Annotated in this window: 7 protein-coding genes; all 7 read left to right on the top strand. The window is 44.7% G+C overall.

Features of this window, described 5'->3' with window-relative positions:
• Window positions 1-20 precede the first annotated feature (20 nt).
• The 7 genes from H8S64_RS16365 to H8S64_RS16335 all read left to right on the top strand — a co-directional run bounded on the left by H8S64_RS16365 (window position 21) and on the right by H8S64_RS16335 (window position 14,086).
• Window positions 21-2,684 (top strand): zinc-dependent metalloprotease, encoded by a 2,664-nt coding sequence (locus H8S64_RS16365; RefSeq protein WP_186977467.1) that lies wholly within the window; start codon window positions 21-23, stop codon window positions 2,682-2,684.
• An 8-nt stretch (window positions 2,685-2,692) separates the two neighbouring features.
• The gene (locus tag H8S64_RS16360) at window positions 2,693-5,266 is read left to right on the top strand and encodes a zinc-dependent metalloprotease (protein WP_186977465.1); all 2,574 of its coding nucleotides are present in this window, start codon (window positions 2,693-2,695) and stop codon (window positions 5,264-5,266) included.
• Between the two features lie 26 nt (window positions 5,267-5,292).
• Entirely contained in the window at window positions 5,293-6,213 is a 921-nt protein-coding gene (locus H8S64_RS16355; protein WP_099289862.1) for an ABC transporter ATP-binding protein, read from the top strand.
• Between the two features lie 24 nt (window positions 6,214-6,237).
• Window positions 6,238-8,532, top strand: a complete 2,295-nt coding sequence (locus H8S64_RS16350) for a Gldg family protein (RefSeq protein ID WP_186977463.1) — start codon at window positions 6,238-6,240, stop codon at window positions 8,530-8,532.
• Between the two features lie 201 nt (window positions 8,533-8,733).
• Window positions 8,734-9,297: an RNA polymerase sigma factor gene (locus H8S64_RS16345; protein ID WP_099289866.1), complete on the top strand. Its 564-nt coding sequence runs from the start codon at window positions 8,734-8,736 to the stop codon at window positions 9,295-9,297.
• Between the two features lie 73 nt (window positions 9,298-9,370).
• Window positions 9,371-10,534, top strand: coding sequence for a FecR family protein (locus tag H8S64_RS16340; protein ID WP_099289867.1), 1,164 nt, complete (start codon window positions 9,371-9,373; stop codon window positions 10,532-10,534).
• Between the two features lie 186 nt (window positions 10,535-10,720).
• Window positions 10,721-14,086, top strand: coding sequence for a SusC/RagA family TonB-linked outer membrane protein (locus H8S64_RS16335; protein WP_099289868.1), 3,366 nt, complete (start codon window positions 10,721-10,723; stop codon window positions 14,084-14,086).
• Window positions 14,087-14,091 lie beyond the last annotated feature (5 nt).

Raw genomic sequence — 14,091 nt, 5'->3', positions numbered from 1 at the left:
GAAATTTAAATGAAGAAGTTATGAACAAATCAATTCGGATTTCTTTCTTGCTGGTGGCGGCTTTGGCTCTAGGGAGCGGGGATACCGTGTTCGCGAGGAAAAAGAAAGCGGCTGCTAAAGACAAGGAAACTAAAAAGGAAACTCCTTACGAGAAATTATTTAAGGGAAAAGCCTGTGAAACGGTAAAAGGGTTATTGACAATCCACAAGACGGATAATAAGGTGTATTTCGAGATTCCGTTTAACTTGTTGAACAAGGATATGTTGCTGGGTTCCACGATTTCGGAAACCACGAGTAACTGGTTCGGGAGCGTGGGGGAAAAGCCGACAGACCCGTTGCACGTGGTGTTTACCCGGACGGACTCCATTATCAGTTTACGTCAGGTGAACACGTCTTACGAAACTGACGTGGAAAGTTTGAGGCAGCGTATTGCCGAGAGTACCCGTCCCGCCGTGATGCATAATTTTGGTATTCAGGCTTACAATCCGGACAGTACGGCGGTCGTGGTTGACGTGAGCGAGTTCTTTCTGGCGGATAACGAACAGATGCCCCCGTTTTCGCCCTACGCACCGATATTGGGGGGCGGGCGTTGGATTGTGAAAGAGTTCAAGAAAGATAAATCCCAGTTGGGCAAGGTAAAGGCTTTTGATGATAACGTGAGTGTACAGTCTTCCCTGAGTTACGAGGTGAACGTGCGGGACGGAAGATATTATTATATATATAAATTACCGTTCACGGCGGTATTGACCCGTAGTTTCGTGCTGTTGCCGGAGGAGCCGATGCGTCCCCGTTTTGCCGACCCGCGGATCGGGATATTTTACAGTAATAAATCCGCTTTCAGTCACGAGAACAAGGGCATAGAGCCAAGGTATTACGCGAATCGCTGGCGGTTGGAACCTGCTGACGAGATTGCTTTCAGGCAGGGGAGATTGGTGGAACCGAAGCAACCGATCGTGTTCTACGTGGATAACGCTTTCCCGGAAAGCTGGAAAAAGTATATCCGTGCCGGGGTGGAGGAATGGCAAAAGGCGTTTGAAGAAATAGGATTCAGAAACGCGATTGTCGCGAAGGAGTTTCCAATGGATGATCCCGCGTTTGATCCCGATAACTTGAAGTATTCCTGTGTACGATATTCCCCGTCGCCGGTGGCGAACGCCATGGGACCCTCGTGGACGGATCCCCGGACGGGCGAGATATTGAATGCCTCGGTGTACTTGTACCACAATCTGGTGAAACTGGTGCAGGACTGGCGTTTCTTGCAGACTTCTCCCGCTGACGCTGACGTGCGCAAGGTGATGTTCGACGAGGAAACCTTGGGGGAATGTATCTGTTACGTGGTGGCGCATGAAGTAGGACACTGTCTGGCGTTGATGCACAATATGTCCGGTTCGGCAGCCATACCGACGGATTCGCTGCGCTCCCCGTCGTTCACGGGTAAATACGGGACGACGTACTCGATCATGGATTACGCCCGTAACAATTACGTGGCGCAACCCGGTGATAAAGAACGGGGGGTGAAATTGACCCCGCCGCGCTTGGGCGTGTATGATTTGTATGCTATCAAATGGTTGTACTCCCCGTTATTGGATGCCAAGAGTGCTAAAGAAGAGGTGCCGACGCTGAATCAATGGATTACCGAGAAGTCGGGGGACCCGGTGTATCGTTACGGGAAGCAACAGATTTTTGCCCGTTTTGACCCGAGTTCCGTGGAGGAAGACTTGGGGGATGACGCTATGAAATCGTCTGCTTATGGAGTGAAGAACCTGAAATATGTATTGGATAACATGAGCGATTGGGTGGGGAAAGATGACCCGGACTATACTTTCCGTCAGGGAATGTATAACGAGATCGTTTACCAGTACGTGCGTTACGTGAATCACGTGTTATTGAATATCGGGGGATTATACCTGAACGAGCGTTATGACGGGGACGAGTTGCCGAGTTTCGCGGTCGTGCCGAAAGAGAAACAGCAACGGGCTCTTCGTTTCCTGTTGGAACAGATCGGGAACATGGATTGGTTGAATGCTGCCAAGATGCAGGCGCAATGGCCGTTGATGAGTAATATTTCTTCCGAGTTGGAAGACAAAATATTCGGGGCGGTGATGTCCCGTCTGGCTTCCGTGGCGTTGAGTGCCGTGAAGGACGAGAACCCGGAAACATACACTCCGCGGGAGTTCTTGGCGGACGTGCAGGATTTCGTGTTTGCCCCGACCAAAAAAGGAAAAACACTCACCGTGCCGGAAAAGAATCTGCAAATGAAACTGTTGTCTAACGTGATGCTGTTCTCTGGGGTGGCGAAGAAAGGAATATCCGGCGATCCCCTGTCCGTGGCGTCCGTGAGCCGGATGATAGAGGCCCCGGAGTGCGTGAAGGCTTTAAGCAGAGAGAGATACGGTGTTCTTCCCGCTGAATGGTTAGGTATGTTTACCAATCAGGAAACGGTAGAGGCTTGCGGGGAAGCGGTTCCGGTTCCGGAGAGTTTACCGAAGTATCTCGAGCGGCAGGGTTTCGGTTACTGGGTGAACGTCAATTCCAATATGGTCGTTGAGCCGTTGGATCACCTGTATTTCGATATGTTGAAGAGAATACAAGTTCTGGTAAAAAGTAAGGCGAACACGGGTTCTGAGGATACCCGCCAGCATTACCGGTTACTACTCTACAAGTTGGAACAAGCATTTAAATAACTCATCCTATGAAAAGAATAATATGCATCATATGGGTATCTTTTTTCTTGTTCGGACTTTGTAATGAAGGGATGGCAAGGAAGAAAAAACAAGATGCCAAAAAAGAACAGCGAGAGAAACAATCTCCTTACGACAAGCTCTTCAAGGGAAAGACGATGAAGACCTCCAAGGGGTTGATGACCGTACATAAATGGAAGGATAAAGTATATGTAGAATTTCCCGTCGAGTTGTTGGGAAAGGATATGATGCTTGTTTCTTCTATCGAAGATATCAGCGATAACGGAGAAGGGGTAGTCGGACAGTTTGCCGGTTATTCTTTGCCGCTTTGTTTTACCCGTTTGGATTCGTTTTTGCATGCTCGAATCTCGTTAATTGACAAACCACTGAACAACAGTAACCAGCGGAATATAGACGAGGCGATAGACCAAGCAAACGCGGGCGGGATTTACGCCATGTTCAAAGTTTTAGCTTTTACACCGGATAGTAGTGCTATCGTGGTAGACATGACCTCTCTATTTATGGAGTATTCCCCGTACACGACTCCCTTTGCTCCGTACGCTGCCAATTCATTTTACGGGTGGATAGCCCGGGAGCATGACTATAAAAAGGAATGCTCTTTCCTGAAAGACGTGAAAGCTTTTGACAATAACATTGCCGTGCAGTGTGAACTCGGGTTCGTGGAGAATCAATATTTGTTCGGGGCTTTCAAGATAGTTCCCGGTGACGTGAAAGTATCGGTAACCGTGAATAAGATTCTGTTGCAGTTGCCCGAGGAACAAATGAAACCCCGTCTGGCAGATCCCCGTCTGGGGGTTGCCTATACACGGGTTTCTCATTTCCCGGACGAGAGGAAACCGCTGGAACAAACGCATTACACGAAGCGTTGGCGTCTGGAGCCGGCGGATGAGGCTGCTTATAACCGGGGAGAATTGGTCGAGCCTGAAAAGCCGATCGTGTTTTATATGGATTCATTGATGCCGCGGACATGGAAAAAGTACGTGAAAGAAGGCGTGGAAGCGTGGAATCGGGCGTTTGAGGCAATCGGGTTTAAAGACGCGGTACGGGTGGTGGATTTCCCGCGGAATGACCCGGAGTTTGACGCTAATAATATAAAATATTCGACGATTCGTTACGCTCCCCTGTGGTTGGATATGCAGAGTTCAATGCATATAGACCCGAGAACGGGCGAGATATTGAATGCTTCCCTGTATTTGTATGACGGCATGGTGTCCGGCTTGCAGGACGAACGGAAATTAACCACGATGGCTGCTGACCCGGGGGTGAGAAAGGCTTTCCTGTCGGAAGAAATAGTAGGTGATCTGATTCGCTCAACCGTGATGCGGGAAACGGGAATCAACTTGGGACTCCTTTACAACGCGGGAGCTTCGAGTGTCTACCCGGTTGATTCGTTGCGTTCTCCCGCGTTCACGCGAGAGTACGGGCTAAGTCCGTCGATTATGGATGATGTACCCTGTAACTATATTGCCCAGCCGGGAGATTTGGAACGGGGGGTGCGAATGACTCCCAAAGGATTGGGCGAGTATGATTATTATGTCATTCATTGGCTGTACAAACCGATTTTCCCAGCGGCGACACCTTGGGATGAGTTTGCCGTTTTGGACGGGTGGATCAAGGAGGGACGGGGTAACCCGAATCTTCGTTACGGTAAAATGCCTTACTATTATTATGATCCTACCTCTTTTCCCGGGGATTTGGGTGATGACCACCTGAAGGCTTTACGCTATGCGATCAATAACTTGAAACTCTCTTTGCGGCATTTCTACCGGTGGTATGCGGATGAGGATGTCGATCAACGGAAACGTGCGGCCATGTATAACGCTTTGGGGTATCAATTGCGCAAGCGGATTAATGACCTTTCCGTGAATTTGGGCGGATTTTATCAGCATGAGGCATTCTCGGATGAAAACACGCCTTCTTATGTCGTGGTACCCCGGGAAACACAAAGGGCGGCATTGAAATATATGGTCGAACTGGCGAAAGACCTCTCGTGGCTGGATAACAAAGAGGTGGAGCGTAAACTGGAAATCAGAAATTCGATGGAAGACCAGATTCGCGGTTTCATACTGGGAACATTGACATTCAGGATAAAATACGTGGCTCTCGGCGCAGAGAAAGGCGGGGATTATTCCGTGAAAGAATATGTGAATGATATCTACAATACCGTGTGGGAAGGTACGATCAAGAACCGCCCGTTGAAGAAGTACGAGATGGATTTGCAAAAAGACTTTCTGGGGAGTGTGGTTGCCTCGTCGACCGCGGCCACGACGGCGGGGAATTTTACGCCTCGCAAGGGATTGGTGGAAAGTGAACTCGCGGAGTTACCGGGTATCGATCGGCGGCAGGTGGAAAGCATGATGATGACAGCGAGAGAACGTGGCGGATTCTCGCCGAATATGCGTGTCGTGATGCCGGGTGATTACGTGCCGGTAGACCATTACTTCAATATGTTGTTCCGGATTCAGGATTTGTTGAAAGGGGCAGTGACGAAAAGTACGGGGGATACACGTTTGCATTACGAGTATTTGTTGTACAAGATCAGGAAGATGCTAGATAATAAATAATGTTTGTATAAATAATTAAATCACGTATGGAAGAACCAATTATTAGAGTGGAAAATTTATCCCATCGTTACAGTATTCAATGGGCGATTCGGGATATAAGTTTCGAAATCACCGGAAATGGTATTTACGGGTTGCTGGGATCGAACGGTGCCGGGAAATCAACCACGATGAATATCATTTGCGGGGTGTTGAAACAGACGCAGGGAGATGTCTGGATCAAGGGAATCAATTTGCGGGAAAACCCGGTAGAGGCAAAGAAGCATCTGGGTTTTCTCCCCCAAAAACCACCTTTACATTCGGATCTTACCGTGGAGGAGTACTTGATTCATTGCGCGAATATGCGGTTGATGCCGGGAAAAGAGATTCCCGGGGCGGTGAGGGATGTTATGGTACGTTGCGGCATATCACATTTCGCCAAACGTCTGATTCGTAATTTATCGGGAGGATACCAGCAACGGTTGGGAATAGCGCAGGCTATTATTCATAACCCCGATTTCGTGGTGCTGGATGAACCGACCAACGGGCTCGATCCGAACCAAATCGTGGAAATACGCCACTTGATCAAGGAGATTGCCGAGGAACGGACGATTATTCTGTCGACTCATATCTTGTCTGAAGTGCAGGCTACCTGTGATTATATCCGGATGATCGAGGAAGGGCAGCTCGTGTTCGCCGGGACGGTGGATGATTTCGACAATTATATCGTGCCGGACACGTTGGTCGTTTCTTTGATAAACACGCCGGCAGCGGAAGAGTTGAAAGCCATCGAGGGTGTGCTCGGCGTGGAGGAATTGGGCGGTAAAAATTACCGGGTACGCTTTGACGACGCTACCGGGGTAACGGAACGTATCGTGGAAACCAGCGTGGCGAAGGGATGGAGATTGTCGGGTATTCAGGTGGAAAAAAATTCCATGGATTCCATTTTTGCCGTGTTATCAAAGAAGTAAATCACTCTATAAACTGATAAAAAGATGAAAACAATATATAAAATAGCCCGGACCGAATTGCAAACTTTGTTCTATTCGCCGGTGGCATGGTTGATTCTGGTGATTTTTACTTTTCAAGCGAGCATGGCGTTTACCGATATGCTGGGAGGATACGTCAGAAGCCAGTCGCTGGGCTACCGCCTGTGGAGCGTGACGGAAGGAACTTTTGGCGGGATGCGCGGTTTGTTTACTCAAATGCAGCAATACCTGTATCTCTATATCCCCTTGTTGACCATGGGATTGATGAGCCGGGAGTTAAGTAGCGGTTCCATTAAATTACTCTATTCGTCACCCGTGACGAACACGCAGATTATTCTCGGGAAATACCTTTCTATGATGATCTACGGGCTCGTGTTGACGGGAATATTGATGGTGTACATGATCTTTGCCTTGTTCGCCGTGAAGTCTGCCGATTTCCCGGCTATGCTTTCCGGTTTACTGGGGCTTTATTTGCTGCTCTGCGCTTACGCGGCGATAGGTTTGTTCATGTCGAGCGTTACTTCTTACCAAGTCGTCGCGGCTATGGGAACGCTGGCTATACTTGCGGTATTAAATTACGTGAAAGGTATGTGGCAGGATATCGAATTTGTGCGTGATATCACCTATTGGCTGGCGATCGGCGGACGCGCGGACGAATTTATCCGGGGACTGATATGCAGTGAAGATGTTTTATATTTCGTGATTGTTATCGTGCTTTTTCTGATGTTGTCCATTATCCGCTTGCAAGGACGGCGTCAGAAAACTTCGTGGATGATGACGTGGGGAAAATATGCCGGAGTGGTTGTTGTTGCTATGCTTATGGGGTTCCTCACTTCCCGTCCCAAGTTAATGGCTTTCTATGATGCGACACGTACCAAAATGCGCACGTTGACACCTAATAGTCAGGATATCGTGGCAAGAATGGACGGCGGGTTGACAATCACTACTTTCGTGAATATATTGGAAGAGAATTACTGGGCCGGTTTGCCCCGGAGCGTGAACGATGATCTCCGGCGTTTCAGAATGTACACGCGCTTCAAGCCGGAGATTAAAATGAAGTACATTTACTATTATGACAAGGCTGAAAATCCCTCGCTGGATAAGTCTTACCCGAACTTGTCCGATCGGGGACGGATGTTAAAACGTGCCGAGATATGGGATCTGGATTCGAATATGTTTATGCGCCCGGAAGAAGTGAAGAAAATAGTAGACTTGAAACCCGAGGGGAATCGTTTCGTACGTCTGTTGGAAAGGGATAACGGGGAAAAGACTTTCTTGCGGATATTCGACGATCTGCAACGCTTCCCCTTTGAAACAGAGATTTCTGCATCGTTCAAACGATTGGTCATGGAGCTGCCTTTGGTCGGTTTCGTGAAAGGTCATGGCGAGCGGGATTGTATCCGGGAAGGTGATCGGGATTATAACCGCTTCGCTCAAGATAAGCCTTTCCGTCATTCTTTGATTAACCAAGGATTTGATTTCACGGAAGTAACATTGGATAAACCCATACCGGAAAAGGTGGATATCATCGTGATTGCCGATATGCGTTACGCGATGACGGAGCAGGAGAAAGCGAATCTGGGCGCTTATATTGCCCGCGGCGGTAATCTGGTTGTCGCCGGAGAACCCCGTAGGCAGGAAGTGATGAACCCGATCGTGGAACAATTCGGCGTGAAATTCTTACCGGGACGTCTGGTAAAAGTCAGCGAGAATTTTGATCCTGATTTTATTATCGCTCGTCCGACCAAGGAAGCACAGGATATTGCTTACATTTTTGAGACTCTCTATCGCCGGGAATACGTGGTGACAATGCCGGGTTCTACGGCATTGGAGTATACCGAAGATAAAGGATTCAAAGTAACCCCGCTTTTCGTGAGCGACACGATCGGCAGTTGGAACGAGGTGGAAACAACCGATTTCCTGGATGATACCGTCCGTCTGAATCCTGCCGCGGGTGAAGTGGAGCGCTCGTATCCGACCGTGTTGGCATTATCACGCCAAATGGGTGATAAGGAGCAACGAATCGTTATTCTCGGTGATGCCGATTGCTTGAGCAACGGAGAGATTAGCATATCCCGAAAAGATGTTCCGGCGGCTAACTATTATTTAATCTCCGGTTCTTTCTTCTGGCTCTCCGAAGAGGAGGTGCCGATTGATGTGCGGCGTCCGACACCCCCTGATAATGCGGTGAACTTAGGGATGAACGCCATGTATTACTGGAAAATCGTACTGATGGGGCTTTGGCCTGCCATTCTGGCTTTCTTCGCTATCTTTATCTGGGTACGCCGGAGAGGGAGGTAAAAGAATAATTCCGGTAAGATAGAACTTTGAATTATAGTGCCGAAACGTGTGAGTTTTCTTTCTTTAAAGGGGCATGCCGGTGAGAATCGGGATGCCTCTTCTGTTTTTTTCCATGGGATGATTTCTATATTTTTACAAGTCGGGGAGTGCTTTTTTGAAAAAGTCTTGTATATTTGTCTGAAAGAAGTGAATGCGTTTACGATGATGGAGGATACTGAAAAGAAACTTATTTTGACCCAAAGTGTCTACAAGGAGATATTTATGGAATATTACAAACCATTGTGTCTCTTTGCCGGGAAAATGCTGTCATGTGATGAGGATGCTGAAGATATGGTGCATAACGTGTTTCTGGCAATATGGGAAAAGAAAATGAGTTTCATTGACAAGAGTCATTTGAAGGCTTATCTTTTTCAGGCTGTCTACAATCAATCATTGACTTTTATTCGACGCCGGAATTTTACGATTCGTTTGCAAGGGGGGGAGGGAGAAGAACGGGCGGATGATAATAATTATTTAAAACAGCGGATTGAAACGGAAGTATTTTTGGAAATACTAAAAGCAATCGATCAATTACCGGCACATCGGAAGGAAATCTTCAAGTTAAGTTATATCGACGGCTTGAAAGTGTCAGAAGTGGCTGAAAAATTGCATATTGCAGAGGAAACCGTGCGGTCGCAACGAGTAAAAGCCCGAAAACAATTGCAAGTGATTTTAAAAGATTTATTTCCGCTTTGCTGTCTTCTTTTTCTTTCCGAGATATGTTAAAATAAGATTTTTTTTCTTTCCGGATAACTCATTTTGTAAGTTCGTTAGTCTTAGGGATAGATAACAGACAATTATGAGGACAGATGAGAAAATAATAGACCGGATGACTCGTTTATTCCTGAAAGAAGTTTTTGAGAAACTTACTCTTGAGGAACAAAAGGAATTGAATGATTGGATTCAGGCAGATCCCGGCAACAAGGAATGGCGCGAGGAGATGAAAACATTGAAATTTGTGGAGGAGGATTATCGGAATTATAAACGTATTCCGGAAGCTGAACAAGCTTGGGGACGTTTGGAGAAAGATATGAATCGAAGATCAAAATGGCGTCGTAAAGTATGGACTTATTCTTCCGTGGCTGTCTTGGTGTTGTTATTGTGTTCTGTTTTCATTTTGCAGTGGGAAATAAAGGAGGACAACGAGATTATGGAACCCGTTTGTGTACATGAACTGGCATTGATTTCTCTTGTCGTGGATAACCATAGGGACTCTATTTTGCTTGGGATAAACAGGAATGTTGAGATAGATTTAGCCGGAGTGCGTAACGAAAATAACACTTTGATTTACGATACTACTGCGTTAACTGTTGAGGAAACAGAATATCATACATTGATTGTCGGTCGGGGTGGTGAATATCAATTGACACTCTCGGATGGGACTATTGTTTGGTTAAATTCAGAGTCTTCATTAAGGTATCCGGTACATTTTAACGGAGATCGGCGAGAAGTGGAATTGAAAGGAGAGGGCTTTTTTCAAGTAAGTCGTAATGAGGCTATGCCTTTTTATGTGAAAAGTGAGGGGTTTGATGTTGAGGTGTTGGGAACATCATTTAATATTATGAATTACGTGGATGAGCAGTATGCGTGGGTGACGTTAGCCTCGGGAAAATTGAAAGTCAACCGAGGGGAATGCCATACGATAATATATCCGAATCAACAGGTGGAAATAGGAGAAAATGATTTTAAGATACACGAGGTTGATTCTCGCTACTACACTTCATGGATAGAGAGTAAATTTATGTTCGATGATGAATCATTGGATATGATCGTCCGCAAGTTAGCCCGTTGGTATAATTTAGATTACGAATTTAGAGATTCAACGTTGATGAGTACCCGATTCTCGGGGCAATTACTAAAATATGATGACATTACAAAAGCTTTTGAATTGTTAGAGTTGACGACAGATGTACATTTCACTATTAACCAAGAAACAATACAGATTATGAGAAAGAAAAAGTAATTTTATTAAATACAGAAAACCGGAATGGGGACTCCGGTTCTGTAAAAAGGTTTCATCACTGGGTGATGAGTAATCACGATTCAAAAATACGAAAATTAATTGAATAACCAAGCTTGCTAATTTATTTTGTACCGTTGGTGACGGTATGGGGAGTTGTATGCTAATGGTTAGATAAATTGAAACAAAATGATGATGAAAAAAAATATGAAGTTTATGCTCGGGTGGCTTTCCGTGCTTCTACTGTTATTCTCTTGCCCAACATATGCGCAGGAACAAGATTATCTTAAAAAGAAGATAGATGTGACGTATGCTGCTGCTGCAATGAAGGAAATATTGACAGATTTAACTAAAAAAACGGGAATCGAATTCTTGTACAATCAAGATGAGGTGAAACAAGTACAACCGCAAACCTTTACCATGAAGCAGGTTACTGTAACGGAAGTACTAGACCGCTGTTTTAAGGGGACTAATTTAGGGTACAAATTTGTAGATGGAACTATTATTATTACCGTGAATAAAATTTCGCCAGTAGTGAATATGATTAAATTGACCGGTAAAGTGACAACATCTAAAGGTGAAGTTTTGTCCGGGGCAACTTTAACGTTGAAAGGTACTACTGTTGGAGTCGCGACTGATGTAAACGGGAAGTATGAGTTAAATATTCCGGATGGTAAGAATCAGGTATTGATTGTGTCGTTTCTCGGGATGAAAACACAAGAAATTAAAATACAGTCGAATAAGACCGTGTATGATGTCGTGTTGGAGGAAGATAATGTAGAGATGGAAGATGTTGTCGTGACAGGGTACGCGAACATTAAGAAGTCAAGTTTTACTGGGGCTTCCGTGCGGGTTAGTAAAGAGGATATATTGAAAGTGGCATCCCGGAACGTGATTGATGCTTTACAAGTATTTGATCCGTCTTTACGTTTGATTAAGAATAATCTGATGGGTTCCGACCCTAATACTTTACCGGAGTTTTATATCCGGGGGCGTTCCGGAATAGGAGTTAAAGAACTGGATGTACAGGATATTTCTCAGGCTGCATTGCAAAATAACCCGAACTCTCCCGTGTTTATTATGGATGGGTTTGAGGTTAGTATGGAGAAAGTGTATGATTTTGATCCTAATCGTATCGCAAGTATTACGATTTTGAAAGATGCGGCGGCAACTGCAATTTATGGTTCCCGTGCGGCTAATGGCGTGATAGTTATAGAGACGGTTGCCCCGGAAATAGGTAAGGTAAAGGTAACGTATAATTTTGTAGGTTCTTTGACATTGCCTGATTTGTCGGATTATAATTTGATGAATTCTCGGGAGAAGTTGGAAGCCGAAGTTTTGGCAGGAGCCTTTATTGGAGAAACAGAGCTTGACAAGCGTAGTCTTTACCAAGAATATATGGAGAAATTGACGGCAGTAAATAAAGGTATGGATACCGATTGGTTGGCTCAACCTTTATGCGATGAGTTTAATCACAAGCATAGTCTTTATGTTGAAGGGGGAAGTCAGGAATTACGTTTTGGTGTGAGTTTCAAATATGATTCACAGGGAGGAGTAATGAAAGGTTCTTCTCGTGATCGTGTAGGTGCGGGATTGGATTTGGGATACCGAATGAATTCAGTACAAATCAAAAATCAGATTACTTTTGACCGGGTGAAAGCTGTAGATTCTCCTTATGGCAGCTTTAGCGATTATGCCAAGATATTACCGTATAGTACACCTTATGATGAAGAAGGTAATTTGGTGCAAAAATTCCCTTACTGGCATGTGGGAAGCGATAAAAATCCTTTGTACGAGGCATTGAAAACCAATAATTTCAGTAAAAACGGATACACTGAATTTGCGAATAATCTTTCTGTCGATTGGTATATACGGGACGATTTGCAATTCAAGGGACAATTTGCCATATCTAAGTATGATTCGGATTCGGAAGTGTTCTATGACCCTGCATCGGGGAGATATGTCGTGTCTTTTGAAACAGATATAGCGATAAAAGGCGAGTTAACTCAAACTACATTAGAACGTTTGAGTTGGAACACGAATTTGTATCTAAATTATTTGAAGTCATTCAAGAAACATCATTTGAACTTTTCTTTGGGAGTAAATGTGAAAGAAACAAAATCCAAATTTTCTTCAGCATACTATAAAGGTTTCCCGTCGGGACAGTTGCATTCACCTCAATTTGCAGCAGAAATTGCGGAAAAACCGACTTTCACGGATGACCATAATCGTTTGTTTGGTGCATTTTTGGCTCTTAACTATACTTTTAATGATATTTATTTATTGGATGCTTCTTTCCGGGTGGATGGTTCTTCTGATTTTGGAACGAAAAAGAAGTATGCCCCTTTTTGGTCTTCCGGTGTAGGAATCAATATCCATAATTACGATTTTATGCAACAATTGGATTGGTTGAGTTTGCTGAAAATCAGGGCGACTTACGGGCAAACCGGTAAAGTGAATTTCCCTGCATATGCAGCAAAACAGAGTTATGATATTATCGATCATTGGTATGATACGGGTAATGGCGTCTTGTTAACTTACTTGGGAAACGAGAATTTAAAATGGGAACGTACCAATACATCGGATTTCGGGTTGGAATTGGGCTTTTTGAAAGATCGTTTTCTTGTTAAAGGGACTATTTATAATAAGAAAACCATTGATTTGATCACGGATGTCGATCTGCCGGCTTCTACCGGCTTCGTGTCATATAAAGATAACATGGGAGAAGTCAGTAATAAAGGATTCGAGTTGGATATAAAATTGGACGTGATAAAGAAAAAAGATTTATTTATTTCTTTGTACGGGAATCTGGCACATAACAAAAATGAAATATTAAAAATATCCGAATCGTTGAAAGCTTATAACGAATTGGTAGACCAGCAATTCGCTGCTTACGGGTCTTCGGTTGCCAGTACGAAAGATGCAAAATATTCCAAGCCGTTGATGAAATATGTTGAAGGAGGGGCTATGACATCCATTTTTGGAATGTATTCTTTGGGAATAAATCCGACAGATGGAAAAGAACTTTTCATGAAGGCGGATGGTACGGTTACTTCCACGTGGAATGCTTCCGATCAAATGATTATCGGGGATAGTGAACCGGATGCCCAAGGTGCCTTTGGAGTAAATGCGCAATGGAAAGGTTTCACTTTGTTTGCTTCTTTCTTGTATGAATTCGGGGGAGACGAGTATAATCAGACTTTAGTAAATAGGGTGGAAAATGTAGATATATACGAGTATAATGCAGACAAACGGGTATTAACGGACCGATGGAAAAAGCCGGGAGATATCACGAAATTGAAAGATATTGGAGAACAAGGTATTGTTACTCGCCCGACCTCTCGTTTTATTCAAAGATATAATGGTGTGACGTTTAATTCTTTGACCGTTGGTTATGACTTTGATAAAAAATTGATTGGTAAAATTGGTTGTAGTATGTTACGTATACAATTTAACATGAAGGATATCGCGAAGATCACGAGTGTACGACAGGAGCGAGGTACGGACTATCCTTTTGCCCGGACTTATAACATAACATTAAATGCAAGTTTCTAAATGAG

The organism is Butyricimonas hominis (assembly GCF_014287455.1).
Lineage (GTDB): Bacteria > Bacteroidota > Bacteroidia > Bacteroidales > Marinifilaceae > Butyricimonas > Butyricimonas muris.
The sequence above is the reverse complement of the archived record's forward strand: the minus strand, read 5'-3'. Positions and strand labels throughout refer to the sequence as shown.